This window comes from Asanoa hainanensis, assembly GCF_900188485.1.
Taxonomy (GTDB): Bacteria; Actinomycetota; Actinomycetes; order Mycobacteriales; family Micromonosporaceae; genus Asanoa; species Asanoa hainanensis.
Genome location: NZ_FZPH01000003.1, coordinates 481,953 through 508,284 on the forward strand (window position 1 = coordinate 481,953; position 26,332 = coordinate 508,284).

29 protein-coding genes are annotated in these 26,332 nt (G+C 70.0%); 12 read left to right on the forward strand and 17 right to left on the reverse strand.

Annotation, left to right across the window (positions count from 1 at the left end; translation table 11 throughout):
- Window positions 1–102 precede the first annotated feature (102 nt).
- The gene (locus CHC05_RS09810) at window positions 103–1,248 is read left to right on the forward strand and encodes an erythromycin esterase family protein (RefSeq protein WP_089246976.1); all 1,146 of its coding nucleotides are present in this window, start codon (window positions 103–105) and stop codon (window positions 1,246–1,248) included.
- A gap of 8 nt (window positions 1,249–1,256) precedes the next feature.
- Here the strand turns inward: CHC05_RS09810 and CHC05_RS40610 are convergent, their stop codons facing one another.
- Window positions 1,257–1,448, reverse strand: coding sequence for a hypothetical protein (locus tag CHC05_RS40610; RefSeq protein ID WP_144022533.1), 192 nt, complete (start codon window positions 1,446–1,448; stop codon window positions 1,257–1,259).
- 31 nt (window positions 1,449–1,479) lie between these two features.
- Window positions 1,480–2,175, reverse strand: coding sequence for a Crp/Fnr family transcriptional regulator (locus tag CHC05_RS09815; protein ID WP_089246978.1), 696 nt, complete (start codon window positions 2,173–2,175; stop codon window positions 1,480–1,482).
- 199 nt (window positions 2,176–2,374) lie between these two features.
- Between CHC05_RS09815 and CHC05_RS09820 the strand changes: the two genes are divergently transcribed.
- Window positions 2,375–3,202 carry a helix-turn-helix domain-containing protein gene (locus tag CHC05_RS09820; protein ID WP_179266108.1) on the forward strand — a complete coding sequence of 276 codons (828 nt, stop codon included), beginning with the start codon at window positions 2,375–2,377 and terminating at the stop codon, window positions 3,200–3,202.
- Window positions 3,203–3,234: 32 nt separating this feature from the next.
- The gene (locus CHC05_RS09825; protein WP_089247519.1) at window positions 3,235–3,441 is read left to right on the forward strand and encodes a DUF397 domain-containing protein; all 207 of its coding nucleotides are present in this window, start codon (window positions 3,235–3,237) and stop codon (window positions 3,439–3,441) included.
- A gap of 3 nt (window positions 3,442–3,444) precedes the next feature.
- Here the strand turns inward: CHC05_RS09825 and CHC05_RS09830 are convergent, their stop codons facing one another.
- The 3 genes from CHC05_RS09830 to CHC05_RS09840 form a co-directional block, all read right to left on the reverse strand.
- On the reverse strand, window positions 3,445–4,131 hold the full coding sequence (locus CHC05_RS09830) for a DUF5753 domain-containing protein (protein WP_089246982.1): 687 nt from the start codon (window positions 4,129–4,131) through the stop codon (window positions 3,445–3,447).
- A gap of 130 nt (window positions 4,132–4,261) precedes the next feature.
- Entirely contained in the window at window positions 4,262–5,077 is an 816-nt protein-coding gene (locus CHC05_RS09835) for a carbohydrate ABC transporter permease (protein WP_089246984.1), read from the reverse strand.
- Window positions 5,074–5,955 carry a carbohydrate ABC transporter permease gene (locus tag CHC05_RS09840; protein ID WP_089246986.1) on the reverse strand — a complete coding sequence of 294 codons (882 nt, stop codon included), beginning with the start codon at window positions 5,953–5,955 and terminating at the stop codon, window positions 5,074–5,076. The genes CHC05_RS09835 and CHC05_RS09840 overlap by 4 nt, the downstream gene beginning before the upstream one ends.
- Before the next feature lie 90 nt (window positions 5,956–6,045).
- Here CHC05_RS09840 and CHC05_RS09845 point away from each other — a divergent pair, with 90 nt between their 5' ends.
- The gene (locus CHC05_RS09845; protein ID WP_144022534.1) at window positions 6,046–8,115 is read left to right on the forward strand and encodes an NPCBM/NEW2 domain-containing protein; all 2,070 of its coding nucleotides are present in this window, start codon (window positions 6,046–6,048) and stop codon (window positions 8,113–8,115) included.
- A gap of 27 nt (window positions 8,116–8,142) precedes the next feature.
- Complete coding sequence (locus CHC05_RS09850) at window positions 8,143–9,456, forward strand: ABC transporter substrate-binding protein (RefSeq protein WP_245870747.1); 1,314 nt, start codon at window positions 8,143–8,145, stop codon at window positions 9,454–9,456.
- Here CHC05_RS09850 and CHC05_RS41365 read toward each other — a convergent pair.
- Window positions 9,453–10,385 carry a hypothetical protein gene (locus CHC05_RS41365; protein WP_089246990.1) on the reverse strand — a complete coding sequence of 311 codons (933 nt, stop codon included), beginning with the start codon at window positions 10,383–10,385 and terminating at the stop codon, window positions 9,453–9,455. The two genes, CHC05_RS09850 and CHC05_RS41365, sit on opposite strands and share 4 nt — an antisense overlap.
- Before the next feature lie 94 nt (window positions 10,386–10,479).
- Window positions 10,480–11,343 carry an alpha/beta fold hydrolase gene (locus tag CHC05_RS09860; RefSeq protein WP_089246992.1) on the reverse strand — a complete coding sequence of 288 codons (864 nt, stop codon included), beginning with the start codon at window positions 11,341–11,343 and terminating at the stop codon, window positions 10,480–10,482.
- Window positions 11,344–11,429: 86 nt separating this feature from the next.
- Here CHC05_RS09860 and CHC05_RS09865 point away from each other — a divergent pair, with 86 nt between their 5' ends.
- On the forward strand, window positions 11,430–13,289 hold the full coding sequence (locus CHC05_RS09865; RefSeq protein WP_089246994.1) for an AfsR/SARP family transcriptional regulator: 1,860 nt from the start codon (window positions 11,430–11,432) through the stop codon (window positions 13,287–13,289).
- Here the strand turns inward: CHC05_RS09865 and CHC05_RS09870 are convergent.
- Entirely contained in the window at window positions 13,286–13,765 is a 480-nt protein-coding gene (locus CHC05_RS09870; protein WP_089246996.1) for a CGNR zinc finger domain-containing protein, read from the reverse strand. The two genes, CHC05_RS09865 and CHC05_RS09870, sit on opposite strands and share 4 nt — an antisense overlap.
- Window positions 13,766–13,863: 98 nt before the next feature.
- Between CHC05_RS09870 and CHC05_RS09875 the strand changes: the two genes are divergently transcribed.
- Window positions 13,864–14,715 (forward strand): alpha/beta fold hydrolase, encoded by an 852-nt coding sequence (locus CHC05_RS09875; protein ID WP_089246998.1) that lies wholly within the window; start codon window positions 13,864–13,866, stop codon window positions 14,713–14,715.
- The gene (locus tag CHC05_RS09880; protein WP_089247000.1) at window positions 14,712–14,993 is read left to right on the forward strand and encodes a ScoMcrA-related endonuclease; all 282 of its coding nucleotides are present in this window, start codon (window positions 14,712–14,714) and stop codon (window positions 14,991–14,993) included. The genes CHC05_RS09875 and CHC05_RS09880 overlap by 4 nt, the downstream gene beginning before the upstream one ends.
- Window positions 14,994–15,042: 49 nt before the next feature.
- Here CHC05_RS09880 and CHC05_RS09885 read toward each other — a convergent pair whose 3' ends face one another.
- From CHC05_RS09885 to CHC05_RS09915, 7 genes are all read right to left on the reverse strand, one after another.
- Window positions 15,043–15,876, reverse strand: coding sequence for a MetQ/NlpA family ABC transporter substrate-binding protein (locus CHC05_RS09885; protein ID WP_245870748.1), 834 nt, complete (start codon window positions 15,874–15,876; stop codon window positions 15,043–15,045).
- A 14-nt stretch (window positions 15,877–15,890) separates the two neighbouring features.
- Window positions 15,891–16,547, reverse strand: a complete 657-nt coding sequence (locus tag CHC05_RS09890; protein WP_089247002.1) for a methionine ABC transporter permease — start codon at window positions 16,545–16,547, stop codon at window positions 15,891–15,893.
- Window positions 16,544–17,518, reverse strand: a complete 975-nt coding sequence (locus tag CHC05_RS09895) for a methionine ABC transporter ATP-binding protein (RefSeq protein ID WP_089247004.1) — start codon at window positions 17,516–17,518, stop codon at window positions 16,544–16,546. The genes CHC05_RS09890 and CHC05_RS09895 overlap by 4 nt, the downstream gene beginning before the upstream one ends.
- Before the next feature lie 156 nt (window positions 17,519–17,674).
- Window positions 17,675–18,910 (reverse strand): ABC transporter permease, encoded by a 1,236-nt coding sequence (locus CHC05_RS09900; protein ID WP_089247006.1) that lies wholly within the window; start codon window positions 18,908–18,910, stop codon window positions 17,675–17,677.
- Window positions 18,907–19,563 (reverse strand): ABC transporter ATP-binding protein, encoded by a 657-nt coding sequence (locus CHC05_RS09905; RefSeq protein ID WP_089247008.1) that lies wholly within the window; start codon window positions 19,561–19,563, stop codon window positions 18,907–18,909. The genes CHC05_RS09900 and CHC05_RS09905 overlap by 4 nt, the downstream gene beginning before the upstream one ends.
- Window positions 19,563–20,621, reverse strand: coding sequence for a peptidoglycan-binding protein (locus CHC05_RS09910; protein ID WP_089247010.1), 1,059 nt, complete (start codon window positions 20,619–20,621; stop codon window positions 19,563–19,565). Before CHC05_RS09910 ends, CHC05_RS09905 begins: the two co-directional genes overlap by 1 nt.
- Window positions 20,618–21,145, reverse strand: coding sequence for a hypothetical protein (locus CHC05_RS09915; protein WP_179266109.1), 528 nt, complete (start codon window positions 21,143–21,145; stop codon window positions 20,618–20,620). Before CHC05_RS09915 ends, CHC05_RS09910 begins: the two co-directional genes overlap by 4 nt.
- A 133-nt stretch (window positions 21,146–21,278) precedes the next feature.
- Here CHC05_RS09915 and CHC05_RS09920 point away from each other — a divergent pair, with 133 nt between their 5' ends.
- Window positions 21,279–21,935, forward strand: a complete 657-nt coding sequence (locus CHC05_RS09920; RefSeq protein WP_089247012.1) for a response regulator transcription factor — start codon at window positions 21,279–21,281, stop codon at window positions 21,933–21,935.
- A complete protein-coding gene (locus CHC05_RS09925; protein WP_089247014.1) occupies window positions 21,932–23,152 on the forward strand; it encodes a sensor histidine kinase in 1,221 nt (406 codons plus the stop codon). Before CHC05_RS09920 ends, CHC05_RS09925 begins: the two co-directional genes overlap by 4 nt.
- Here CHC05_RS09925 and CHC05_RS09930 read toward each other — a convergent pair.
- A complete protein-coding gene (locus CHC05_RS09930; protein WP_179266110.1) occupies window positions 23,097–23,675 on the reverse strand; it encodes a TetR/AcrR family transcriptional regulator in 579 nt (192 codons plus the stop codon). The two genes, CHC05_RS09925 and CHC05_RS09930, sit on opposite strands and share 56 nt — an antisense overlap.
- A gap of 89 nt (window positions 23,676–23,764) precedes the next feature.
- Here CHC05_RS09930 and CHC05_RS09935 point away from each other — a divergent pair, with 89 nt between their 5' ends.
- Window positions 23,765–24,223: a hypothetical protein gene (locus CHC05_RS09935; RefSeq protein WP_089247018.1), complete on the forward strand. Its 459-nt coding sequence runs from the start codon at window positions 23,765–23,767 to the stop codon at window positions 24,221–24,223.
- Between the two features lie 172 nt (window positions 24,224–24,395).
- On the opposite strand, the gene CHC05_RS09940 is transcribed toward CHC05_RS09935, so the two are convergent.
- Entirely contained in the window at window positions 24,396–24,881 is a 486-nt protein-coding gene (locus CHC05_RS09940) for an SMI1/KNR4 family protein (RefSeq protein ID WP_089247020.1), read from the reverse strand.
- A 45-nt stretch (window positions 24,882–24,926) separates the two neighbouring features.
- Here CHC05_RS09940 and CHC05_RS09945 point away from each other — a divergent pair, with 45 nt between their 5' ends.
- Window positions 24,927–26,249, forward strand: coding sequence for a family 43 glycosylhydrolase (locus CHC05_RS09945; RefSeq protein ID WP_089247022.1), 1,323 nt, complete (start codon window positions 24,927–24,929; stop codon window positions 26,247–26,249).
- The last annotated feature ends 83 nt before the right edge of the window (window positions 26,250–26,332 follow it).

Genomic DNA, 26,332 nt, shown 5'->3' on the forward strand with positions numbered 1-26,332 from the left:
AATTTTCAAGGGCCGAGTTATTGCATGAAAGAAAACTTCACGTGCCGGTTGACCCCGCAGGAGCGCCGTCGCCGCGCGCGGGTGGGGGTAACGTCCCGGCTCATGACGGTTTCGGAGTTCCTGGCCAGTCGTGACCTGTTGGCGCTCGGCGAACCCACCCACGGCGAACCGGCCTTCGCGTTCGCGCGCAACGAGCTCTTCCGGGAACTGGTCGAGGCGGGCTTCCGCTCGTTCGCGTACGAGTCCGACCGGCTCGCCGGCCTGGCGGTCGACGCGTACGTCCAGGGTGAGACCGACGAACTGCCGGCCGACGCCTTCAGCCACGGCTTCGGCGCCCTCCCCGGCAACGCGGAGCTCGTGGAGTGGATGCGGGCCTACAACGGCGGGCGGCCGGTGGCGGAGCGGCTGGCCTTCCACGGCTTCGACGCGCCGCTGGAGATGACCGGCGCACCGAGCCCGCGCCGCTATCTGGTGCACGTGCTGGCGTACCTGAGCGAGCACGTGGACCCGCCGGTGGACCTCGACGAGCTGATCGGCGCCGACACCCGCTGGACCGACCCGTCCGCGATCATGGACCACACCCGCTCGGTCGGCCGCTCACCCGAAGCCCTGCGCCTGCGCGGCATCGCCGACGACCTGCGAACCGCGCTGTATGCCAACGCCCCGAGCCTGGTCGCCGCCACGTCGTTGGCCGACTGGCGCCGGGCCGACCTGCACGCGGACGTGGCGGTGCGGCTGCTCGGCTACCACGCGGAGGCGGCGGCCCCCGCACCACAGGCGGCCCGCACCTCGCGCCTGCTCGGCGTCCGCGACGCCTGGATGGCGCACAACCTGCTGGCCATCCGCGCCGAGGAACAACACCGCGGCCCGACCCTGGTGTACGCGAACAACCGCCACCTGCAACGCCACCCCAGCACCTGGAACCTGGCCGGCATGGACCTGGAATGGTCGTCCGCGGGTTCGATCGTCTCGGCCCTGCTCGGCGACCGCTACGCGGTCATCATCGGCAGCCTCGGCGCGAGCACCGCCCTGAACCTGTCGGCCCCGCCGCAAGGCACCTTCGAGGCCGCCCTGGCCGGGTCGAAAACGACCCTCCTGGACCGCACCGCGATCGACGCGGCCCTGAACGACCGCACCCTGACCAGCCGCACCGACCCGACCCCGGAACAGGGCTACTTCCCCCTGGACGCGGAGACCGTCGGCCGCTGCGACGCGATCCTGCACGTCACGGCGGCCGATGACGGATGATCCCACGATCAATCCACAATGGTGTGCAGTAGACCAGCGACCAGGACGAAAGCGGTAATGCCCGCGGCGGGCCCGGCGGCCGCGTTTCCGGCGATTCCCGCCAGGCACGCCACGGACAGGATCACTGCCCAGCGCAGGGGCAGACCCTTGCGGTCCTCGGGACGTTCTGGTGGCGCCACCGGCGCCGACTTCTTGGCCATGTCGCCCTCCCAGGTTCCGGATCACGAACGTTCAGCGGCCGAGCCCGGCGATGCGCCGGAGCGCGTCCGGTTGACGGACGACGACGGACCGGCGCTCATCGGCGATGACGATCTGCCTCCGTCGCCAGCTGGCCATCGATCGGGTCACCGAGCGCAACGAGGCGCCGATGCAACTCGCGAGCTCCGCCTGGGACAACCTCACCGCCGTCCGCCTGCCGTCGACCGATCCGTCGTCGGGCTCTTCCATGACCTTCAGGAGGAGCCTCGCGAGCCGTTCGCTCACCGACAACGAGGCGGTCGCGATCCGGGTTTCGTCACCGGCGAGCTGGCGGACCGCGATGGCGCGGTGGAAGTCCGCCTGAATGCGGGGGAACTGCGCGAGCCAGGCTCCGAACTCGGCTCGTCCGATCCGGACCGCTTCCGTCGGCTCCACTGCCACCACCGCCGCCAACGTCGGGCGGCCCGCGAGGTAGGCCGTTACGCCGAGCAACGCGCCGGCGCCGTGCACTGACAGCAACACCTTCTGCTGCCCCGCCCGGGCAATCGCTTTGACGAGCCCGGAGCGGATCAACAGGATGTCGCCGGACGCGTCGGTTTGCAGCGCGAGCACATCGTAGATCTTCGCGTTGATCGGCTGCCCCACTGCCAGGAACGCGTCCTGAGCCTCCGCTGGCAGCGTGTCCCAAAAGCGCTGTTGCCGTCCCTCGTTAGCGTTGGGCTGGCTCATCTCGTCCTCCCCACGAAGGTGTTTCACGCGGCGCGACGCGCCGCTCTCCCTGGGACAACAGTCGCAACATCAACGGGAGTTTTGCAACGCATGCAGACGGCTTGCATCTATGTCATCTGACGTGCAGAGTTGTCGTGCCACCGCAAATGCAACGTGCAATAACCTTGCGGCCTCGCTTGCAAGGTGCAATCGTGTGCGGATGCCAGCGGACGACCGTGCGCATGCGGCCGATACGGTCGGCTCGGTTCTCAGAGCCCTTCGCCGTCAACGACAGTTGACGGCGGCTCAGGCTGCGGAACAGCTTGGTTGGTCCGCAGCCAAGATCAGCAGGGTCGAGACGGCAGTCTCGGGTATTCGCACCCCAGACCTGCGACTCCTACTTGATCTCTACGAGGCCGACCAGCAGACGCGGGCAAAGGTCCAGTTGCTGATCGAAGCGGCGGCAGCCGAATCGGATTCGAGCGCGGTCGCCATCCCCTTCGCGTACGAGAAATACATCGGGCTCGAAGGCCGAGCAACGCGCATGGCACTGTATGGAGCGATCGTGATACCAGGCCTATTACAGGTCCCGGAGTACGCTTCGGCTCTCGTTCGAGCAACACCGGAAAACGAAGAGGAATACGCCGACGAACGACTCCGGGCCCGCTTCTCGCGGCAGTTGGTGTTTACCCGGAGTGTCCGGCTCGACGTGGTGATCGACGAAGCGGTCCTGCGCCGATCGATCGGTGATGACAACGTCATGCGGTTGCAAATGCGCCGCATCCTTGAGTTCATGGCCCGACCTGCGACAACTGTTCAGGTTCTGCCGCTCTCCGTCGGCGCCCACCCGGGGCTCGGCGGGCCGTTCGCAATCCTCGAGTTCGACGACGGCCGCACGCCGACAACTGTATTCTGTGATGGCTTGACCGGCGGAGTGATCCGCACGGACCCGAAAGAAGTTGAACGGTACCAGAAAGCGTTTGCGGCCCTCCAGGAGTTGGCGCTCGACTCTGCCAAGTCGGCCAAAATGATCAACTCCGTGCCGTGACCAAAGACTTCACTACGAGAGGATTATTCAAGATGGATGGTGCGCGGAGCGAAGTCTCCTCGCAATGGCGTAAGAGCAGTTACAGCTCCGACACCGCCAACTGCGTAGAGTTCACTTTACTGGCGGGGGCGGACGTTGGCGTCCGAGACTCCAAGGATCCAACCGGTCCAGTTTTGACGTATTCGCCCGATTCTTGGCAAGCCTTTGTGGACGGGCTGCGCACCGGAGACGACCGATAGCAGTCATTTTCCCAGCGGGTAACCATCGGGCGGCGCCTCGGCGCCGCCCGACGCTTCTGTCGACAGGCCGATGATGGCGGCTTGGATCAGGCGCTTCGCGCCGTCTGGATCGGCATCGACAAGCCGGTCCGCCAACAAGCCATACCGGCGAGCGAGATCTGGCTCGCCGCGCACCAACGTGTTCCCGCGCTGCCACTCGAAGCAGACCACGTCCGCGAAGCTATCCGCGGACCGAAGAAGCATGAAAGGGCCGAGCAGTCCTGGATGCAACTCGGACCGAAACGGGATCACGGACAGCACGACAGCGGGGTGCTCACACATCTCCAGAAGGTGGTTGAGCTGCGATCGCATCGTTTCTGCCGAACCTACTGGCCGGTACAGACACGACTCGTCCAGCAAGAAGATCAGTCGTCGGCGACCAGCCTCGTCCAATGCGGAGCGCTGTCGCATCATGCGCACCTCGACGAGGCTCTCGATGTCCCGCTCGGACAGATCTTTCAACGACGTCGACGGAATGAGGGCCTTCGCATACTGCTTGGTCTGCAACAGACCAGGAACGAACGTCGGGTGGAAATGAACGATCTCGGCAGCGTCCTCTTCGGCGGCGATGAGGTCAAGGTAGCCACCCGGAACCACCTCGTGATAAGCCTTCCACCAGCCGTTCTGGGGTGTGGCCTCGCGCGCTGCCATCCACACTCTCCCTCACGCCAAACGACCTCGGGAAAACGGTAATGGTACATGGCTAGCAGCGCATATCTCATCGAACAACGCCACCTCACGGCAGGAGCAGGCCGAGATGCTGGCCTTGGCCGGGCAGTGGCTAACCCTTGGTGGACCCCAGGGTCAGACCCGACACGAACTGCCGCTGGAGTACGAAGAAGACCAGCAGCGTTGGCAGCGCCACGATGATCGAGCCTGCCGACAGCAGGTTGTAGTCGGTGAAGAACTCGCCGCGCAGGTTGTTGAGCGAGCTCGTGATCGGGAACTTGTCGCCGTCCTGGAGCAGCACGGTGGCCCAGAAGAACTCGTTGTAGATCCAGGTGACCTGCAACGTGGTCAGCGCGGCCAGGGCCGGCCGCACGAGCGGCAGGGTCAGCGTGAAGAACTGCCGGCTGACACCGGCGCCGTCGACCTCCGCCGACTCGTACAACTCGTGCGGGATGGTCTTCATGTAGTTGCTCAGCACCAGCGTGCAGAAGCCCATCTGGAACGCGGTGTTGATGAGGATCAGCCCGGTGTAGCTGTTGAGCAGCTCCAGCTCGCGGAACGCCCGGTAGACCGGGATCAGCAGCGCCTGCGGCGGCAACAGGTTGGCGGCGACGAAGACGCCGAGCAGCGTCAGGTTGAGCTTGAAGCTGAAGCGGGCCAGGACGAAACCGGCACACGCCGAGAGGAACAGCGTCAGCACGACGGCCGGCACGGTGATGTAGAGGGAGTTGAGGAACTTCTCGCCGAACTCCGCGCGTTGCCAGGCGTCGACGTAGTTCTGGAAGGTGAAGCCACCGAACGAGAAGTAGCCGTGCGTGCCGGTGTAGTCGTAGTCGCGCAGCGAGTTGAACAGCCCCCAGAGCAGGGGCACGAGCCAGCCCACCGCCATCACCGCGAGGAACGCGTGCAGCACGTACCGGGGCTTCATCGGTCCTCTCCCCTCGTGGTCGCACGCAGGTGGACGACGACGTACACCGACGAGATGAGCAGCATGATGGTCGCCAGCGCCGAGCCGAAGCCGATCCGGCTCGCCTCGCCGATGATGTTCTGCGCGACCAGCGCCGCGATCACCTCCAGGCCGTTGCGGCCCTTGTTGACGATCCACACGATGTCGAACGCGCGCAGCGACTCGATGATCGTGATGACCAGGACGATCAGGTTGATCGGCCGAAGCACCGGGAAGACGATCGAGAAGAAGGTCCGCGGCTCGCTCGCCCCGTCGACCCGGGCCGCCTCACGCAACCCCGGATCCACCGCCTTCAGGCCGGCCAGGTAGATCAGCATGATGTAGCCGGTGTGCTTCCAGCCCGTCGCGACCAGCACCGCCCACAGGTTGACGTTCGGGTCGCCGTACCAGTCGATCTGGGTGCCGAGCACCGCGTTGAGCAGGCCCTGGTCCCGCGAGTAGATGAGCTGCCAGATGAAGCCGGTCAGCGCCAGCGACAGGATGACGGGCAGGTAGAACGCCGTCTGGTAGAGGCGGCTGCCGCGGATCTCCTTGTCCAGCAACACGGCGAGGAACATCCCGAGCGGCGTGGGGATCAGGAACAGGAAGCCGACCCAGATCAGGTTGTGCCAGATCGCCGGCCAGAACGGCGGGTAGATCGTGGCGATGTTCTGGTAGTTGTCGAAGCCGATCCAGTCGATCGAGCTCAGCCCGCCGAAGCCCTCCCACCGCGAGAACGACAGCGCGACCGAGGAGAGGGCCGGCAACCAGACGAGCAGGACCACGAACACGAGGGGTACGCCGATCATCAGCGTCACGACGATCCGGTCGAGTGGCGTCAACCGTCTTCGCGAGCGCATGGCGCCTCCCATTGATCGGGCCCTTGCATGATCGTAACCATCAATATTTACTGACGTAACGTTGTGGCGGCACGAAGATTGGTGCATATCATGCGAAAGCCGCTGTCGCTCCTGGCCATCACGCTGCTCGCCGCCTCGACCCTGGTGGCCACCGCGCCCGCCGCGTCGGCGGCGACTCCTGTCGTGCCGATCACCGCGCCGCCGATGGGCTGGAACAGCTGGAACCGCTTCGGCTGCGACATCGACGAGAACCTGATCAAACAGACCGCCGACGCGATCGTCGCGAACAACCTCGACGACCTCGGCTACCGCTACGTCAACATCGACGACTGCTGGATGGCGTCGACCCGCGACGCGCAGGGCCGGCTGCAACCCCACCCGACCCGCTTCCCGGGCGGCATCAAGGCCCTCGCCGACTACGTGCACGCCCGCGGGCTCAAGCTCGGCATCTACGAGTCCGCCGGCACCGCGACCTGCCAGGGGCTGCCGGGCAGCCTCGACCACGAGGTGGTCGACGCCAACACGTTCGCCGCCTGGGAGGTCGACCTCCTCAAGTACGACAACTGCAACAACCAGGGCCGCCCGGACGCGGCCCGCTACAAGGCGATGGGCGACGCGCTCAAGGCCAGCGGCCGGGCCATCGTCTACAGCATCTGCAACTGGGGGCTGGCCGACCCGTGGGTCTTCGCCCCGCAGGTGGGCGGCAGCCTCTGGCGCACGACCGGCGACATCAGCGACAACTGGGGCAGCGTGCTGTCGCTGCTCGACCAGCAGAACGGCCTGGAGCCGTTCGCCCGCAACAACGGCTTCAACGACCCCGACATGCTCGAGGTCGGCAACGGCGGGATGACCACGACCGAATACACCGCCCACTTCAGCCTGTGGGCCCTGCTCAACTCGCCGCTGCTGCTCGGCAACGACCTGCGCTCGATGTCCGCGGCGACCCTGGGCATCATCCGCAACGCCGAGGTGATCGCGGTCAACCAGGACTGGGGCGGCTCCCAGGGCCGCAAGGTCCGCGACTTCGGCGAGACCGAGGTGTGGGCCAAGCCGATGAGTGACGGCGGCGCGGCGGTCGTGCTCTTCAACCGGTCCACCGCCACCGCCACCATCACGACCTCCGCCGCGGAGATCGGCCTCGGCGGCTCGTCGTCCTACGCGTTGCGCAACCTCTGGACCGGCGCGACCTCGACCTCTACAGGTGCGATCTCCGCTTCCGTGGCGGCGCACGGTGCCGCGATGTTCCGGGTAAACCGCACCGGCACGCCGGCCGCTGCTCCGGCCGCCGGCACCTACCAGGTCGGCGACCTCGCCTGGCTCACGTCCAGCAACTTCTGGGGTCCGGCCGAGCGCAACCGGGCCAACGGCGAGCAGGCGGCCGGCGACGGCGGCCCGCTGACGATCAACGGCACCACCTACGCGAAGGGCGTCGGCGTCCACGCCGACAGCGCCGTGCACCTCTACCTCGGCCGCGCCTGCCCGCTGTTCACCACGAACGTCGGCATCGACGACGAGGTGACCAACGCGGCCGCGTCGGTCCGGTTCCAGGTGTACGGCGACGGCAAGCTGCTCGCCTACAGCGGGATCAAGCGCGCGGCCGACGGACCGACCCGACTCTCGGTGGCCACCGGCGGATACACCACATTGGAGCTACGGGTCACCGACGGGCGCGACAACGCCAACTACGACCACGCCGACTGGGGTGGCGCCACGTTGACCTGCACCGCACCGGGCACCGGCTCGAGCCCCTCGTTCACCGGCTCCAACGGCTGGGGACCGGCCGAGCGCGACCAGTCCAACGGTGAGCAGGCCGCCGGCGACGGCGCGGTGCTGACCTCGGGCGGCGTCAGCTACGTGCGCGGCATCGGCGGGCACGCGCCCGGCGACCTGACGGTCAACCTCGGCGGCACCTGCGAGCGGTTCACCGCCGTCGCGGGCATCGACGCCGAGGTCACCTCCGCCACCGCGCGGGTCGTCTTCACCGTGCTCGCCGACGGCGTGACGCTTTACACCAGCCCACCCGTGACGCTGGCGTCCGGCCCTGCCACGGTCGACCTCGACGTGACCGGCCGCGGGGCGCTGCGCCTCGTGCTCGGTGACGGCGGCAACGGGATCGACTTCGACCACGCCGACTGGGCCGACGCCCGCCTCCTCTGCTAACCCTCTGCCCAACCTATGGAGGATCGGATGAGACATCAGAGTTCACCGGCGCCCTCGGTTTTCGGGTTGCCCGTACCCCGGCGATCCCTGCTCCTCGGTGCCGCCGCCCTCGCGGCCGCTCCCGCGCTCGCCGCCTGCGGTGACGACGAGGGTGGCGGCACCACCGGCGGCGACGGCACCGGCGAGGTGACCTTCGGCTCCAACGAGGTCGGCTCGACGTTCGCCAAGCAGCGCCAGGCCGCCGTCGCCGACTTCCAGGCGAAGAACAGCGGCATCACGGTCAAGCTCAACGAGATCGACCACAACACGTTCCAGGAGAACATCAACAACTACCTGCAGGGCAGCCCGGACGACGTGTTCTCCTGGTTCGCCGGCTACCGCATGCGGTTCTTCGCCCGGCGCGGGCTGGTCGGCGACATCAGCGACGTCTGGCCCCTGGACGGCGTCGCTGAATCGTTCAAGACGGCCTCCACCGGCGACGACGGCAAGCAGTACTTCGTGCCGCAGTCCTACTACCCGTGGGCGCTGTTCTATCGCAAGAGCGTCTGGGCAGAACGCGGCTACACGCCGCCGACCACCCTCGACGAGCTGTCCACCCTGGCCGACAAGATGAAGTCCGACGGGTTGGTGCCGATCGCGTTCGCCGACAAGGACGGCTGGCCCGCGATGGGCACCTTCGACATCCTCAACATGCGGATCAACGGCTACCAGTTCCACATCGACCTGATGGCCGGCAAGGGATCCTGGGAGAGCGCCGAGGTCAAGAAGGTCTTCGACACCTGGGCGCAGTTGTTGCCGCTGCACCAGCCGGACGCGCTCGGCCGCACCTGGCAGGAGGCCGCGCAGTCGTTGCAGCAGAAGAAGGCCGGCATGTACCTGCTGGGCACCTTCCTGATCGACCAGTTCCCGCAGGGCGAGCGCGAGGACGTCGACCTGTTCACCTTCCCGGCGATCGACCCGGCGATCGGCTCGGACGCGATCGACGCCCCGATCGACGGCTTCTGCATGAGCGCCAAACCCAAGAACGGGGCGGGCGCGAAGAAACTGCTCGCCTACCTGGCCGCGCCCTCGGCCGCGGCGGAGGCCAGCAAGCTCGGCGAGCCGTTCATCTCGTCGAACACGAAGGCCGACACGAGCTCCTACACGACGATCCAGAAGAAGTCGGCGGAACTGGTCGGCAGCGCGAAGAACATCGCCCAGTTCCTGGACCGCGACACCCGCCCGGACTTCGCGTCGACGGTCATCATCCCGGCGTTCCAGGAGTTCATCCGCAAGCCCGGCGACGCGGCGAGCATCTTGAAGAGCATCGAAAGCCAGAAGAAGACGATCTTCATCGATTAGTACGCCGCGTAGTAAACGGCTTCCAGGAGGTCGGTCGGGGGGTTGCGGACCGTCGAGATCGGCACGCCGATCCAGACGTCGACGAGCTGCCAGACCGCTTCCCGATCAGGGGTACGCACGACGCGGTGCAGGGTGCGGGCGCCTTCCGGTGCCGAGGACGGCCGGACGACCACTACTGGTCGGCCGTCCTCGACCCGGTAGGCGAACGCGTCGATCCGCTGTAGGCCCGCGCCGCGGAGGTGTTCGTAGAGCTCGTCGGTCGCCGGCACCTCCGCTGGGCCGTGGACCACCCGCGCGAACTGCTCGTGGGCCAGCTCCTCTAGCTCGGCCACCGGTAGCCCGGCTAGCACGGGCCCGCGGTCGACGACCGCTGGCGGCGGCTCTGGTGCCGCCACGAACGGTGGCACCGCGGTGATCTCCGGGACGGCCACGATCGGGGGCACTGGCACTAGGGCCGGCATGGCCGGCGCCGCCGCCTGGATCGGCACCGGCACCCGGATCGGCTCCGCTGCCTGGACGGGCTCCGCTGCCTGGACGGGCTCCGCTGCCTGGACCGGCTCCGCCAACAACACCGGCTTCGCCACCTGGACCGGCTCTGTCACCTGGACCGGCTCCACCGCCAAGATCGGCTCTGCCGGCTCGGTCGGCTCCGCGGGTGCCGGCTCCGGTGTCGGCGGTGGTTCCACCGCTGGTGCCACGACCGCTGTCGGGGCGGGTGTCAGCTCCAGCTCCGGGTCGGGTTCGGGCTGCCAATCGGGTTCCGGGACGGGCTCGGCCTCCGGCATGCTGAGCTTGAGTCGGCGGGCGATCTCTTCCAAACCGCTGTCCGGCAGGTCGGTGAGCATCACGCGGCGGTGGACGGTCGGCAGCGGCTCTTCGCCGGCGTAGTCGCCTGGCCACTCCTCCGGCGACTCCGAAACCTCGTGCACGGGTCGTGACCCCTTCCCTACGGCATCGCTGTCCACCGTAGAGCCGGAACCCGGGCCGGCACGACGGACGCCGTGTGCGCTTGACCCGTACGTGTCATCGATTCAGCAGATCGCGGAGGTCCTTGACGATCTCGGCGGGTGCCTGCTCGGCCATGAAGTGCCCGGCCGTGGTGGTGCGGTGCACCAGGTCCGGCGCCCAGGCCCGCCACAGTGCCACCGCGTCGTACCCGAGCGCCGCGCCCCAGTCCTGCTGCACGACGGTGACCGGCATGGCCAGCCGGCGGCCGGCCGCCCGGTCGGCCCGGTCGTGTTCGACGTCGATGCCCGCCGACGCGCGGTAGTCCGCCACGATCGACGGCACCGCCGCGCGGGAGGCGGCCAGGTACTCCGCACGTACCTCCTCGGGAATTCCCTCTCCGCCCCACCCGTCCAGGAACGAGCCGAAGAACTCGTCCGCGGTCGCCGCGATCATCCGCTCGGGCAACCCGGGCGGCTGGGCCATCAGGTAGAGGTGGAACGCGACGGCCGCGTTGACGCCGTGCAGCACGTCCCACATGTCCAGCGTCGGCAGCACGTCCAGGATCGCCAGCCGGGCGATCGAGTCGGGATGGTCCAGGCCGGCCCGGATGGCCACGAGCGCACCCCGGTCGTGGCCCGCGAGCGCGAACCGCTCGTGCCCGAGCGCGCGGGCCATGGCCACGATGTCGGCGGCCATCGTGCGCTTCGAGTAGGTGTCGGCGTCCCGCGCCGCGGGCTTGTCGCTGGCCCCGTAACCGCGCAGGTCGGGGCAGATAACCGTGTGGTCGACGGCCAGGTCGGCCGCCACGTGGCGCCACATCAACTGGGTCTGTGGGAAGCCGTGCAGCAGCACGATCGGGCTGCCGGACCCGCCCACCGCGACGTTGAGGGCGACATCCGCGTCCGCCGGGACGCGAAGCTGGTCGAAACCTGGAATCATCTCGAGGGTCCTCTCCTGATCGATTGGTACGGGTCCAGCGTGCCGATCGCGGATGAGCAACCGATGAGCGCGCTACGTTGACCTGCGTGTCTGTCGGTTTCGGCGTCCTCGGCCCGGTCGTCGCCTGGTCCGCTCCCGGTGCGCCGGTCGACCTGCGCGGCCCCCGGCACCGAGCGGTGCTGGCCCGCCTGGTGGTCGCCCGCGGCCGGGTGGTCCCGGTCGACCAGCTCGTCGACGACCTGTGGACCAACCCGCCGTCGGGCGCGGTCAGCGCCCTGCGCACGTTCGTCGCCGCCCTGCGCCGGGCGCTGGAGCCCGACCGCGCACCGCGCACGAAACCAACACTGCTGGTCACCGAGGGCCCGGGGTACGCGCTGCGGGCGGCACCGGACGCGGTGGACGCCTGGCGGTTCGAGGCCGCGGTCGAGGGGCACGCCGCTCCGGAGCGGCTGGGCGAGGCCCTGGGCTGGTGGCGCGGACCCGCGTACGCCGGACTGGACGAGCCCTGGGCCCGGGACGAGCGGGCCCGGCTGGAGGAGGTAAGGCTGCGCGCGGTCGAGCTGCGCGCCGAAGCGCTGATCCGGCTCGGCCGGGCCGCCGACGTCGTGCCCGACCTGGACGCCCACGCGGCCGGCCACCCGTGGCGGGAGGACGCCTGGCGGCTGCTCGCCGAGGCGCTGTGGCGGGCGAACCGCCAGGCGGACGCCCTCGCCGTGCTGCGGCGGGCCCGCGACCTGCTGCGCGAGCAGCTCGGCATCGACCCGGGCCCGGCGCTGCGGCAACTCGAGTCCGACATCCTCCGCCAGGACCCACCCGCGCTCGACACCTGGGAGCTGACGGCCGCGGCGTACGAGCGCACCGTCGTCGCCGGCGGCCCGGCCCGGCTGGAGTCGACTGTGGACCTGCTGCGTGGCCTCGCGGTCGGCGGCGGGTTGGCGGCGGCCCGCGGGCAACGGCTGGCCACCGTCGAGGCGGCCGAACGGCTCGGCGATCCGGAGCTCACCGCGCGGGTGATCGGCGGCTACGACGTACCCGCGATCTGGACGAGGTCCGACGACCCGGAGCAGGCGGCGGCGATCGTGGCCGCGGCCGAACGGACGCTGGCCAGGCTGCCGACCGCGGCTCCGGACTTCATCCGCGCCCGCCTGCTGGCAACGGTCGCGGTCGAGTCCCGGGGCACGGACCGGCACACCGCCGCCCGCGAGGCCGAGCGCCTGGCCCGCCGGCTCGGCGACCCGGCGCTGCTGGCGTTCGTCCTCAACGGTGTCTTCATGCAGTCGTTCCAGCACGCCGGGCTGGCGGCCGAACGCGACCGGATCGGCGCGGAGCTCACCGAGATCTCGGCCGCCAACGGCCTGGCGTCGTTCGAGATCCTCGGCCACCTCGTGCGGATGCAGGCCCGCTCGGCGCTCGCCGACTTCACGACGGCGGACGAGCACGCCGCGGCGGCCGACCGACTCGCCGGACGATACGGCCGGCCGTTGGTCGGCGTCTTCACCCGGTGGTACGCGGCACTGCGGCTGGCCGCGAGCGGAGCCCCGGCAGAGTCCGCCTACCGCGCGGCGGCGACCGACCTGTCCGGCACGGGCATGCCCGGCGTCGAGCGCGGCCTGCTGCCGCTGGCCCTGCTCTGCCTGCGGGTGTGGCACGACCAGCCGATCCAGTTCGCGGCGGACACCAACTGGGGCCCGTACGGGCCGTGGGTGCGCCCGCTGATCGACGACGCCGCCCTGGACGCCGCCCCGGAGCCGCCGCACGACCTGTTGTTCGAAGCGCTGTGGTGCCTGCTCGGAGCGGCGGCCGTCCGGGCGGGCGACCGGGAGTGGGCGCTCCGGGCACACGGCGCGCTGGCCCCGGCGGCGGGCGAACTGGCCGGCGCGGGGAGCGGCATGCTCACGGTGGGCCCGGTCACCGAGCACCTGGCTCGGCTGGAGGCGCTTCTCTAGCGGTTGCGCTGGTAGTGCCGGCGGGCCTTCATCCGGTTGCCGCAGACGGCCATCGAGCACCAGCGTGCGGTGTTCGTGCGGCTGTGGTCGATCAGGAAGAGCTGGCACTCGTCGTTGGCGCACGGCCGCAGCCGGCCCGGGCTCCCCTTGGCCAGCGCGTCCCAGGTGAGGACGGCGCGCACGGCGAGGTCGCGGTCGGCCGGGACGTCGGCGTTCCAGGCGATGCCGTCGTCGGTCATCGCGGGCTTCAACGCGACCCCGTCGAGCAGGGCAGCCAGCGTGGCCGGGGGTCGCGCACCGCGCACGACGTCCTGGAGCGCGGCCCGGGCCGCGACGACGTGCTCGCGCTCCTTGCGGGTGCCGCGCCCGCCCAGCCCCACCAGCCACTGCGGGTCGGCGAGCTCGTCGCGCTGCTCCCCCTCGACGACCGGCGTGCTGTTGAGGATGGCCAGCAGCACAGCCTCGTCCGACTTCATCGTTCTCCTAACCTTCGTGAACCGCTTGACAGGTTAGCTGACGCGGTCCTAGGTTGCTAGTTGTAACCATCTTCGCTGCTCATGGAGGTTAGAAACACATGCATCACCGGTACGCCACCGTCGACGGTCAGCGGCTCTTCTACCGAGAGGCCGGCTCGCCGGACGCGCCGACAGTGGTGCTGCTGCACGGCTTCCCGACGAGCTCGTTCATGTTCCGCGACCTGATCCCGCTACTGGCCGACCGCTACCACGTGATCGCGCCGGACCACCTGGGCTTCGGCTTCTCCGACGCGCCGCCGATCGAAGACTTCGACTACACCTTCGACCGGCTGGCTGACCTCACGGCGGGCCTGCTGGCCACGCTGGGCGTGCAGCGCTACGCGATCTACGTGCAGGACTACGGCGCGCCCATCGGCTGGCGGCTCGCCCTGGCGCGCCCGGCCGCCATCACCGCGATCATCACCCAGAACGGCAACGGGTACGAGGCCGGCCTGGTCGAGGAGTTCTGGGCACCGGTGCGCGAATACTGGCGCGATCCGTCGACCGAAGCCGGCGTCCGGGCCGCGCTGACCCTGGACGCGATCCGCTGGCAGTACCTGCACGGCGTACCCGACGAGACCTTGATCTGCCCGGACACCTGGACGCACGACCACGCGCTGGTCAGCCGCCCCGGAAATGACCGGATCCAGCTCGACCTCTTCGCGGACTACGCCAACAACCTGCCGCTCTACCCGAAGCTGCACGCGTACCTTCGAGAGAGCGGCGTGCCGGTCCTGGCGACCTGGGGCCGCAACGACGGCATCTTCGGCCCCGCGGGCGCCGAGGCGTTCGCCGCCGACGCACCCGACGCCGAGATCCACCTGCTCGACGGCGGCCACTTCCTGCTGGAGAGCCACCTCGACGAGGTGGCCGGCCTGATGCGTGACTTCCTGGGAAGGAGAGTCTCATGACACCGGAGTGGAACAAGGTCAGGAACACCGACGTCGTACGCGCGATGAAGGAATACGACCGGCTGGGCCCGGACACCTTCTTCGCGACACACGGCTTCGCGCCGACCACGACGTACGACCTGGTCAACGGCAACAACCACTACCCGCCGAAAGCCATCCTGGGCACGGCCTACGAGTTCGCCACGGGCACCCGCCTGGCCTCGGGCGACTTCGAGGGCGGCAAGACAGGCGCGGTCAAGGTCCTCGGCGACCTCGGCTTCACGGTCGAACACCGCTGACGAGAACGGCCCCCCGGAGAGCTCTCCGAGGGGCCGTTCCTTCGCGGGCTTAGAACGCGGGCAGGACCGAGCCCTGGTACTTGTCCTCGATGAACTTCTTCACCTCGGGCGAGTGCAGGAGCCTCTCCAGCTTCACGATCCGCGGGTCGTTCTCGTCGCCCGTGCGGACGACGACCAGGTTCGCGTACGGGTTGTTCTCGCCCTTCTCCAGCGCCAGCGCGTCCTTGGCCGGGGTCAGGCCCGTCTCGATCGCGTAGTTGCCGTTGATCACCGACGCGGCGGTGTCCTCCAGGCTGCGGGGCAGCTGGGCCGCCTCGAGCGGCTCGAACTTCAGGTTCTTCGGGTTCGAGGTGATGTCGGCCTCGGTGGCCTTCACGCCCGCGCCGTCCTTGAGGGTGATGACTCCGTTGGCGGCCAGCAGGTTCAGCGCCCGGCCCGAGTTCGACGGGTCGTTGGGAACGCCCACCACACCGCCGACGGGCAGGTCCGCCAGCGACTTGACCTTCTTCGAGTAGACGCCCAGCGGCTCGATGTGGACCGGCTTCAGGGGCGTGAACTTGTAGCCCTTGGAGGCGACCTCCTCCTCCAGGTACGGGATGTGCTGGAAGTAGTTGGCGTCCAACTGCTTGTCCTGCAGGGCCACGTTGGGCTGGATGTAGTCGTTGAACTCGACGATGTCGAGCTTGAGGCCCTCGGCCGGGGCCAGCTTGTCCGACACGTACTTGAGGATCTCGCCGTGCGGAACCGGACTCACACCGACCTTCAGCGGCGCGTCGGCGGCGGAAGCGGAGCCGCCCGCGGAGTCCGAGCCACAGGCGGCCATGCCCAGGCCCAGAACGAGGCTGGCGGTGGCTGCGGCGGCGATGGCTATGGTGCGACGCACGGTGGAACCTTTCTCTACCTGTGGGATAGACGCCGAGCGACGAGGTCGCCGAGCATCTGGGCTAGCTGCACGAAGACGACGAGCAGCACAACGGTGGCGATCATGACTCCGGTCTCGAAGCGCTGATAGCCGTAGCGGATGGCCAGGTCGCCGAGCCCGCCGCCGCCGACCACGCCGGCCATGGCGGAGTAGCCGACCAGCGCGACCACCGTGATGGTGAGGCCGGCGACCAGGCCCGGGCGGGCCTCGCGGAGCAGCACCTTGACGACGATCTCCCGGCGGGAGGCGCCCATCGCCTTGGCTGCGGCGACCACGTCGCGGTTGACCTCGCGGATCGCCGTCTCGACGATGCGGGCGTAGAACGGGATCGCGCCGACGGTCAACGGCACGATGGCCGCCGACGTGCCGATGGTGGTGCCGACCACGGCCCGGGTGAACGGGATGATGGCGACGAGCAGGATGATGAACGGCAGCGACCGGCCGATGTTGACGATCAGGCCGAGCAGCGCGTTGACGGGCCGCAACGCCAGCAGGCCGCCGCGGTCCGTCAGGACCAGGGCCACGCCGACCAGCAGGCCGCCGACGGCGGTGAGCAGGGTGGCCACCAGCACCATGTAGGCGCTTTCCTTGGTCGCCTCCCACAGCAGCGGGACCATCTCGGACCAGGTCACGGGTGCACCTCCACCGCGACGGCGCCGGCACGCAGTTGGCTCAGCGCCGCGGCGTTCGACGCCGGCGACCCGGGCAGCGCCAGCCGCAAAAGACCCGCCCGCCCACCAGCCAGCGTCTCGACCGAGCCGTCGAGGATGCGCACGTCGACGTCGTGGGTGCGCGCGACGTCCGAGATCAGCGAGCCGTCGCCGACCACGGTCACGTCGACGATCGTCGCGTCGTCGAGCACCGGCGGCGGACCCAGGCGGAAGATCCCGCGAGCGAGCGCCGAATCGGGACGAGCCAGCAGTTCGTGCACCGGCCCGGCCTCGGTGATCACGCCGTCGCTCATGATCGCGACCGAGTCGCAGATCCGCTTGACGACCTCCATCTCGTGCGTGATCAGCAGGATGGTCAGGCCGAGCCGCTGGTTGAGGTCGCGCAGCAGCGCCAGGATCGAGCCCGTGGTGTCCGGGTCCAGCGCGGAGGTCGCCTCGTCGGAGAGCAGCACCTTCGGCTCGCCGGCCAGCGCGCGGGCGATGCCGACCCGCTGCTTCTGACCACCGGAGAGCTGCGCCGGGTACGCGCCGGCCCGATCGCGCAGGCCCACCAGGTCGAGCAGTTCGGCGACCCGGTCGGCGCGCTGCCGGCGCGGCATGCCCATGACTTCCAAGGGGAACGCGACATTTCCGGCGGCGGTACGCGACGAGAGCAGCGCGAAATGCTGATGGATCATGCCGATCCGCTGCCGGGCGGTACGCAGGCCGGTCTCGCTGAGCCCGGCGAGGTCCACGCCGTCGACCGTGATGGTCCCGGCGTCCGGCCGCTCGAGCATGTTCACGCAGCGCAACAGGGTGCTCTTGCCCGCACCGCTGCGGCCGAGCACGCCGAAGACCTCGCCCGCGCGCACGGTCAGGTCGACGCCCGCCACCGCGGCGACGTCTCCGCCACGGCCTCGGTACGTCTTGCGCAGACCGTTGATGCGGATCACGGGGGCACGCCGTCCTGAGAGATGAGACACGACCGTGGATCCGCCGAAGCGGATCCACGGCCCTCTACCGTGCCGGCTGCGTACGGCATTACTCAACTCAACGTGAGCAAACCCACATATCCTACTAGTTAGATAGAATTACTCGTGCCCCTCGCGTCACGGGGCCGCGAGCGCCTCGGTCGGCGACAGGCGGGCGGCCCGGATCGCGGGATACAGGCCGGCGACGCCACCGATCAGGACCGTCGCGGCCACGCCGCCGGCCGTCGCCCAGCCCGGCACCGTGGTCGGCCAGTGTTGGTAGTACGCGTACCCCGTGGTCACGACGATCCCGAGCAGCACGCCGCCGATGCCGCCCAGGGCGGACAGCAGCAGCGACTCCGCCAGGAACTGGGTCCGGACCTGGCCGCGGGTGGCGCCCAGCGACCGCCGCAGGCCGATCTCGCCGCGCCGCTCGAGCACCGAGATGACCATCGTGTTGGCCACCCCGACCCCGCCGACCAGCAGCGCCACCGCGCCCAGGCCGAGCAGCAGCCCGGTGAAGGCGGCGCCGGCCGCCCGCTGGGCACTCAGCGCGTCCGACGGGCGGGACACGTCGACCTCGTTCGGTGCCTCCGGGTTCGCCGTCGGCCCGAGCACCGCCCGGACCGCCTCGACCTGGCTCTCGGCCGACCGCGTGTAGACGGTCGTCGGGTGGCCGTCGAAGCCGAACAGCCGCTCCGCCACGGGCCAACCCATGATCGCGGCGCTGTCGAGGTTCTCGGCCAGCGCGACCGGGGCCAGGATGCCGACGACCACGAACCGTTGACCACCGACGAGGATCTCGACCTCGGGACCGGCCCGGCTGATCCCGAGCCGGCGGGCGGCGGCGTCGCCGAGCACGACGGCCGGGTACCGCTCGGTCGCCGCGTTGAGCCAGACGCCGCTGCGAAGCTCCGCCGAGACGGTCTCGGGCAGATCGAGCCGGGCGGCGTACGTGCCGAGGCCGTTGGTCTGTGCCGCCGGGATCCGGTCGCTGCGGTAGACGCTCGCGCCGCCGACGGCCCCGACCGCCGAGGTCGACCGCACCGGCCCGATCCGCTCGATCATCGCCTCGGCCGCGGCCGGCAGGCTGGCATCCTCGCCGAAGATGGACTGCCCGGGCGAGACCGTCAGCAGGTTGGTGCCCAGCGCGGCCAGCTCACGATCGAGGTCGGCCCGCGACGACGCGGAGATCCCCACCACGGAGATCATCGCCGCGATCCCGATCGCGATGCCAAGAGCGGAGAGCAAGGCCCGGGTCGGCCGCGTACGCAGCCCCACCGCCCCCACCCGCAGAATGTCGCGCGGCCGCAGCCGGGACGCCTTGAGGCTCGGACTCGTCCGCGCCCGCCGCTGGAATGGTCTCGGGCTCATGCGGTCACCACCTCCCCGTCGCGCATGCGCACCTGGCGAGGGAGGCTGTCGGCGATCTCGCGGTCGTGGGTGATCACGACGACCGTGGTGCCGGCGGTGTACAGGTCCCGCAGCAGCGCGAGCACTCCGGCGCCGGACGCGGAGTCGAGGTTGCCGGTCGGCTCGTCGGCCAGCAGGACCGCGGGCTCGCCGACGACGGCCCGGGCGATCGCCACCCGCTGCTTCTCGCCGCCCGACAGCTCGTGTGGCTCGTGGTCGAGCCGGTGGGCCAGGCCGACCCGGTCCAGGGCGGCCCCCGCCCGGCGGCGACGTTCGGCGAGGGCGACACCGGCGTACAACAGGCCGTCGGCGACGTTGTCCAGCGCGCTGACCCCCGCCGCCAGGTGGAACTGCTGGAAGACGAAACCGATCCGGCGGGCCCGCAGCGCGGAGAGCTGCCGGTCGGAGAGTCGCGACACGTCGTGCCCGTCGACGACCACGGCACCCGATGTCGGGGTGTCCAGCGTGCCCAGCAGGTGCAGCATCGTCGACTTGCCGGAGCCGGACGGGCCGACGATCGAGACGAGCTCACCCGCGCCGAGCTCCAGGCTGACGCCGCGGAGCGCCCTGACCCCGCCGGGATAGGTCTTCGAGACGGCTTGGAGTTGGATCATTACGGCATCCCCACCGTCACGCCCTCGGCGATGCCGTCGCCGCTGACCTCGACTCGCCCGCCGGCGAACAGGCCCGTCTCGACCCGCGCGTAGCGGGTCGTCGAACCCTCGACCACCTCGACGCCATAGCCGCCCTCGGCCAGCGCGACCAGCGCCGCCACCGGCACGGTGAGCACGTCGGCGTGCTGGGCGGCGGTGAACGTCACCTCGACCGCCGCGACGTCCAGCCCGGCACCGGCCTTCGGGTCGGCGAGCGAGATCTGCGCCTCGATCTTGGTCTCCGGGGCGCCGTTCGGGTCGTCGCTGGCCTCGATCACCGTGTAGACCCGTTGCACCGCGCCGGCCACCCGCTTGCCGTCGGGCAGCTCGACCGAGACCTTCGTGCCCTTCTTGGCCAGCCGCTGCTCGCCGATGTCGAGCTGCACGGTGATCACCCGGCTGGTGCCCGTGTACGCCAGCACCTCCTGGCCGGGCCCGGTCGTGCCACCGAGCGTCGCCTGGACGCTGTCGACCCGGATCGGGCCGGGCGCGAAGACGATCCGGCCCAGCTCCACCCGCCCGGTCTCGGTGACGCCGAGGTTGTCCTGCCAGTCGCGCACCGCGTCGGCGGTGGACGAGGTGTACTCGTCGTCAGCCGTGAAACCGGTGTAACCCAGGGCCTTCAGGTTCGCCTCGAGCGCCTTGACGTCGGCACCCTCGTCGCCCGGGCCGAGGCTGCGATAGGCCGGCACGCCGCCGTACATCAGCACGATCGGGTCGTTGTCCACTTTGTACAAAGCTTGACCCCGCTGGAAGACCGATCCCGCGTACGGCAGGGACGTGACCGTGCCGGCGACCCGGCCGCTCAGCGCTGTCGTGTCGCCGTACCCCAGGTCGCCGTCGACGGTCTGGGTGTCGTCGAGGGTCTCCCGCGTCACGGTCGCGGTCGCGGGTGGCAGCGCCGCCGCGGCACCGCCGACGTCCGGCGAGCCGAACCCGAAGCCGATGGTCGCCGCGGTCGCGGCGCCGACCGCCAGCACGCCGACCGCGCCACCCGCGATCCTGCGGCCACGGCTCATTTGTCCGCTCCCGGCCGGCCGAGCTTCGCGTCGCACGCCTCCTGCGCCCGCTTGAAGTCCGGGTCGTCGGTGATCGAGCCGTCGATTCGTACGCCGCCCTCGTTGGGGTTGGGGTCCGGGAACTTCTCGACGCCGTTGTCGCGCATGCACTGCGCGTGGTCGAGCATCTCCTGCTGCGCCTGCGGGTCAGGCTTTCCGCCGCTCGGACCGGACGGCGCGTACTCCTTGCAGGCTTCCTGCGCGGCCTCCACCGTCTCGCGCCCGCCGGGTCCGGCGTTGATCCGCTGGGTGATCCGGCCGCCGTCGATCTCCGGGTCGGGCATGTCGACGCCGTGCTCGCGCATACACTGCGCGAACTTCAACGCCAGCTCCTCGACGTCCTCCCGTGACGGCTGCCCGCTGGTGGCCGCCGCGCTGGGCGTACCACCGACCGATGCGACCCCGTCGCCGTCGTTTCCCTTGCCACCGCAGGCGGTCAGCGCCAGGAGCAGCGCCAGCGACAGCAGCGCGTGCCTTGGTTTCATGACTTCTCCCGAGCCGGACAGCCCGCTCGGCTGCGAGCCGCTGTGCCGGCGAAGTCAACGCCCCGCGCCGTTTCCGTGGCGCTTCCGAAAGCGCTAACAGCGAAGAAACAGGTTGGCTCGGCACCATGGGGCGATGCGGATCCTGGTGGTCGAGGACGAACGGCTGCTCGCCGAGGCGATCGCCGAGTGGCTGCGCGACGACGCGCACGCCGTCGACGTGGCCCTCGACGGCGACGCGGCGCTGGAACGGCTCGCCGTCAACGACTACGACGTCGTCGTGCTCGACCGCGACCTGCCGAAGGTGCACGGTGACGACGTGTGCCGGGCCATGGTCGGCTCCGACGCGACCGCGCGGATCCTCATGCTGACGGCCGCCGCCGAGATCGGCGACCGGGTCGCGGGCCTGTCGCTGGGCGCCGACGACTACCTGCCCAAGCCGTTCGCCTTCGTGGAGCTCGCCGCGCGGGTGCAGGCGCTAGGTCGGCGGGCGCGCCCGGCCCTGCCGCCGGTGCTGCGCCGGGCCGGCATCCTCCTCGACACGGCGCGGCGCCAGGTCTTCCGCGACGACCGCTACGTGCCGCTGTCCAAAAAGGAGTTCGGTGTGCTGGCCGAGCTGTTGCGGGCCGACGGTGCCGTGGTCAGCGCCGAACAGCTGCTGGAGAAGGTCTGGGACGAGAACGCCGACCCGTTCACGTCGGCGGTGCGACTCACCGTGCTCAAGCTGCGCCGCAAGCTCGGCGACCCGCCGGTCATCGAGACCCTGGCCGGAGAGGGGTACCGGATCTCGTGAGGCGCCTGTCCCTGCGTACCCGGCTCACGCTCGTCTACGGCGGCCTGTTCCTGGTCGGCGGCCTGGTGGTGCTCGGCGTGACCCACCTGCTGGTGGAGCAACAACTGCCGCGCGGGGGTGGCGTGATGGTCAACCGCCAGCTCGTCGGGCCCGGCGACGCCGGCGCCACCGACACGGTCTTCTTCCGGACCGCCGACGGCCAGCAGATCCCCGTGGACGACGTGCCGCAATACATGGCCAAACAACAGTCGGAGGTACGCGACGAGGCGTTGACTTCCCAGCTCACCCAGGGCGGCATCGCGCTGGGCCTGGTCGGCAGCGCCGCGATCGGCCTGGGCTGGCTGGTGGCGGGCCGGGTGCTCGCCCCGCTGCACCGGGTGACCGACACGGCCCGCCGGATCGCCCGCGGCGCCGACCTGAGCCTGCACGAGCGGATCGCCCTGACCGGCGCCGACCACGAGGTCAAGGAGCTGGCCGACACGTTCGACACGATGGTCGCGCGGTTGGACCGCTCGTTCGAGGGCCAGCGGCGGTTCGTGGCCAACGCCTCGCACGAGCTGCGTACGCCGCTGACGTTGAACCGCGCCCTGGTCGAGGTGGCGATGAACCGCCGCACGGCCTCGCCCGACGTCATCTCGCTCGGCGAGACGCTGCTGGAGATCAACAGCCGGCAGGAGCGGCTGATCACCGGCCTGCTGCTGCTGGCCCGTTCCGAACACGAGGTCGTCGACCGGCAGGAGATCGACCTGGCGGACATCGCCACCCACGTGGTCGCCCAGTCCGTCGACGAGGCCCGCGCCGCGTCGGTGACGCTGACCGAGGCGGCCGGCCCGGCACCGACCGGCGGCGACCCGGTGCTGCTGGAACGACTGGCGCAGAACCTGGTGGAGAACGCCATCCGGCACAACCACCCGGGCGGCTTCGCCAGCGTCACCACGCGACGCGGTCCGGACGGCCGGGCGCACATCGAGGTCACGAACACGGGACCGGTCATTCCGGCGTACGAGATCCCGGGCTTGTTCGAACCCTTCCGGCGCATGGACGCGGACCGGCTCGTCACCGCCAAGGGTGCCGGGCTGGGGTTGTCGATCGTCCGCTCGGTGGCCCGCGCACACGGTGGGGAGGCGACGGCCCGCCCGAACCCGGAGGGCGGTCTCGTCGTCACGGTGACGCTTCCGGGGCCTCCTGGCCGAACAGCAGGTCCGCGGCCCGGCTGACGACCTGTGACCGGGTCCGGTCGCCGTGGTCGGCGGCGAGGAACTCCGCACCGATGGCCAGGCAGAAGGCCAGCAGGCTGCGCGCCTCGACCTCTTGCTCGTCCGCGTCTTCGCGGAGCATCCCGATCAACTCGCGCAGCAGCCCCATCCGGCGGTTGTCGACCCGCCGCAGCCGTTCGGCGACGCACGCGTCCCGGCGGGCCCAGTCGCGCACGGCGAGGTCGATCGGCCGCAGGCGGTCGCTGGAGAAGGTCAGCAGACCGGCCCGGGTGATCCTGGCGCGGGCGTCGCCGCCGGCCTGTTCGACGCGCGCGAGCACCTCGTCGGTGCTCTCCCGCTCCCAGGTGTCGAGCATGGCTTCGAGCAGCGCTTCCCGGTCGGCGAAGGAGCCGTAGAAGCCGCCCTTGGTGACGCCGCGCGCCTTGGCGAGCGCCTCGACCCGGACGGCGTCGGGACCGCCGTCGGCGAGCGCCCGCAGCCCGGCCTCGACCCACTGCTCGCGGGTGGTGCGGGTAGCACCCACAATCGTGCCCACCTTCTATATACGCCACCGTATAACAGGCGTTAGCCTGGAGTTGTACGCCATCGTATAGATCCGTAGGAGGCAGCGAGATGACCGTCGACATCCCCGCGCCGGACCGGGCTCGCAGCTCGCTGGCGGTGATCGACTACGCCGACCACTTCGCGCTGGCTACGGAGGTGTCGGCAGGGGCCGAGCGGTGGGCGAGAGCGATGTTCGGCGACGTCCCCACACCGGCCGAGATCCTCATCTGGCGAGTGATCCTGGGCCTGCGCCTGCGATACGGCCGCTCCCCGTCGACGATCGCCGGCTGGCGCATCGGCGCGCGGGGTGACGACTGGATCCGGCTGGAGGCCGACTCCTGGTTCCTGCACGCGAACCTGGTCGTGTGCGCGGCGGGTGGGCGGGTGTCGCTGTGGACCTTCCTGCACTACGACGGACCCGTCGGCCGGTACGCCTGGCCACCGCTGTCCGCCGTCCACCGTGGACTGGTGCCAGGCGTCCTCCGCAAGGCCAGGGCCCGAATCCAGCGGCGCGCTCTCCGTGACTAGTGGGTAGCCGGCTTGCTTGAATGCGGGACACTGGCGAGGTGGATCGTCTTGCGTCTCGCACGATCGAAGAGGTCGAGGGTGTCTTCCACTCGCGGAGGGCGACCACTACCCACGGGCGACACCGTTGTCCGACACCGAACTCCGCCGCGCTGTCGCGGCGTTCGTCGGCGCCTCATCCGTAGGCGTCGCCATGGGTGGGCGCGAGGGTCGGATCCACGCCGTTCGTGTCGAGAAGCCAGCGGAGTAGTTCAGGGATTGACCTCGCGACGACGGGCATCTCGCCCACAAGGCCGTAGGAGTCCCAGAAAGCCAAGTAACAGCGCCCGGCTCGGGCCGGATGCAGGTCGATGACGACGTGTTCGTCGGTGGTCGCACCGCCGCCGTCGGCGATGACGTAGCAGCCGTTGGTGAGATCGTCGGGTTGGTCCACCGCGACCTCGCGCGCGACGGCTTCCCCCAACAGGCGAGGACTTGCCGGCACCAGTTCGGTCGGGCCCGACAGCCGCCATCCCCACAGCCGGGCCCCGCCACAGAAGTCGTAGAGCTCCCGGAGATCAGCCGGGATGCGGTGCATGGGCTGGCCCGACGGCGGCAGCACAGCGCATCCGGGCGTCCCCGCCACCCGGTCGAGGAGGTCCCGCAGATTCTCCGCCGTCACGTCGCACACGATAGGCGCGCCGCCCAGCCCGTGCTAGAAATAGTCATGCGTCGATTTCTTGTGCGGTTGGCTGTTCTGGTCGTGGCGCTTCCGATCGCCACCGTCGTCACAACATCGGCCGCGCACGCGGCGACGGCCGCCCCCGCGCTCGTGATCGCCAGTGACTTCCCCGATCCCGATGTGTCGCGGTTCGGATCCAGCTACTACGCCTACTCGACCAACAACGCGAACGGCAACGTCCCCGTGGCCACCGCGGCGACGCTGACCGGTCGGTGGACTCGGCGCCCCGACGCGTTGCCGACGCTCGGTGCCTGGGCCAGTGGCGGTCGCACCTGGGCGCCCGACGTCTCGGTTCGGGCCGACGGGCGCTACCTGCTCTATTACACCGCCCGCAGCAGCGCGACCGGGCGCCAGTGTCTCGGTGCCGCACTCGCCACGAGCCCGCTCGGCCCGTTCAGCCCCGTCGGCACCGGCCCACTGGTCTGTGACGCGGGCGAGGGCGGCGACATCGACGCGTCGAGCTTCACCGACTCGACCGGGCTGCGCTATCTGCTCTACAAGGACGACGGGAACGCGATCGGGCAGCCAACCAGCCTCTGGCTGCAGCGGGTCGCGGCCGACGGGGTCACGCTCCAGGGTGCCCGGGTGGAACTGCTGCGCAGCGGGCGGCCCGAGGAGAGCGGCGTGATCGAGGCACCGGTGCTGACCAAGGTCGGCAGCCAATATGTCCTCTTCTACTCCCTCGGCGGCTACGGCGACGACGCGTACCAGACCAGCTATGCGACCGCGACCGCGCTGACCGGGCCGTACACGAAAGCATTCCGCTCGTTGCTGACGACCGCGAGCCTGGACGGCACGGTGCGCGGGCCGGGCGGCGCCGACGTCGTGCGCGAGAGCGGCGGCGACCACCTCGTGTTCCACGGTTGGATCAACAACAACACCGCCCGCGGCACGTACGTGGCCGCGCTCGGCTGGTCCGGCGGCTTTCCGGTGGTGCGGGGCAGCCGGGTCCGCTACGAGGCCGAGCGTGGAAGCCTCACGCACTGCGCTGTGCGGGCCACGTCCACCGCGTCGCAAGGGCAGGCGGTGGCTTACATCGACTACGCCGACAGCACCGTCGCCATCTCCGTCTTCGCGCCCAGGGCCGGCGCCTACACGGTCCACATCGGATACTCGGCCGGCTTCGGGGAAGCCCAGCACAACCTGAGCGTCAACGGCGGCGCCGCACACGTGGTCACGTACCCGAACACGGGTTGGGAGACCTGGCGCGAGGTCCGCGCGGACGTCACGCTCGCGGCCGGCACCAACACGGTCCGGCTCGGCTTCCGCAGCCGCTGGGCGGAGGTCGACTACGTCGAGGTCGCCTGAGGACCGGCAGAACTGGGCCCACTGCGCATGATCTGACAGCGGACCGGACGCGTGCCCGGCAGCCTCGATTGAACTTCTTCAAT

Bases quoted from the DNA above. Each gene is read 5' to 3' on its own strand.
- CHC05_RS09910 (WP_089247010.1), bottom strand. From the start codon at position 20,621: ATGAGCCGTGGCCGCAGGATCGCGGGTGGCGCGGTCGGCGTGCTGGCG.
- CHC05_RS09915 (WP_179266109.1), bottom strand. From the start codon at position 21,145: ATGAAACCAAGGCACGCGCTGCTGTCGCTGGCGCTGCTCCTGGCGCTG.
- CHC05_RS09935 (WP_089247018.1), top strand. From the start codon at position 23,765: ATGACCGTCGACATCCCCGCGCCGGACCGGGCTCGCAGCTCGCTGGCG.
- CHC05_RS09870 (WP_089246996.1), bottom strand. From the start codon at position 13,765: ATGAAGTCGGACGAGGCTGTGCTGCTGGCCATCCTCAACAGCACGCCG.
- CHC05_RS09835 (WP_089246984.1), bottom strand. From the start codon at position 5,077: ATGAAGCCCCGGTACGTGCTGCACGCGTTCCTCGCGGTGATGGCGGTG.
- CHC05_RS09900 (WP_089247006.1), bottom strand. From the start codon at position 18,910: ATGAGCCCGAGACCATTCCAGCGGCGGGCGCGGACGAGTCCGAGCCTC.
- CHC05_RS40610 (WP_144022533.1), bottom strand. From the start codon at position 1,448: ATGGCCAAGAAGTCGGCGCCGGTGGCGCCACCAGAACGTCCCGAGGAC.
- CHC05_RS09820 (WP_179266108.1), top strand. From the start codon at position 2,375: ATGCCAGCGGACGACCGTGCGCATGCGGCCGATACGGTCGGCTCGGTT.
- CHC05_RS09845 (WP_144022534.1), top strand. From the start codon at position 6,046: ATGCGAAAGCCGCTGTCGCTCCTGGCCATCACGCTGCTCGCCGCCTCG.
- CHC05_RS09830 (WP_089246982.1), bottom strand. From the start codon at position 4,131: ATGGCAGCGCGCGAGGCCACACCCCAGAACGGCTGGTGGAAGGCTTAT.
- CHC05_RS09945 (WP_089247022.1), top strand. From the start codon at position 24,927: ATGCGTCGATTTCTTGTGCGGTTGGCTGTTCTGGTCGTGGCGCTTCCG.
- CHC05_RS09875 (WP_089246998.1), top strand. From the start codon at position 13,864: ATGCATCACCGGTACGCCACCGTCGACGGTCAGCGGCTCTTCTACCGA.
- CHC05_RS09920 (WP_089247012.1), top strand. From the start codon at position 21,279: ATGCGGATCCTGGTGGTCGAGGACGAACGGCTGCTCGCCGAGGCGATC.
- CHC05_RS09850 (WP_245870747.1), top strand. From the start codon at position 8,143: ATGAGACATCAGAGTTCACCGGCGCCCTCGGTTTTCGGGTTGCCCGTA.
- CHC05_RS09810 (WP_089246976.1), top strand. From the start codon at position 103: ATGACGGTTTCGGAGTTCCTGGCCAGTCGTGACCTGTTGGCGCTCGGC.
- CHC05_RS09880 (WP_089247000.1), top strand. From the start codon at position 14,712: ATGACACCGGAGTGGAACAAGGTCAGGAACACCGACGTCGTACGCGCG.
- CHC05_RS09840 (WP_089246986.1), bottom strand. From the start codon at position 5,955: ATGCGCTCGCGAAGACGGTTGACGCCACTCGACCGGATCGTCGTGACG.
- CHC05_RS09905 (WP_089247008.1), bottom strand. From the start codon at position 19,563: ATGATCCAACTCCAAGCCGTCTCGAAGACCTATCCCGGCGGGGTCAGG.
- CHC05_RS09815 (WP_089246978.1), bottom strand. From the start codon at position 2,175: ATGAGCCAGCCCAACGCTAACGAGGGACGGCAACAGCGCTTTTGGGAC.
- CHC05_RS09860 (WP_089246992.1), bottom strand. From the start codon at position 11,343: ATGATTCCAGGTTTCGACCAGCTTCGCGTCCCGGCGGACGCGGATGTC.
- CHC05_RS09825 (WP_089247519.1), top strand. From the start codon at position 3,235: ATGGATGGTGCGCGGAGCGAAGTCTCCTCGCAATGGCGTAAGAGCAGT.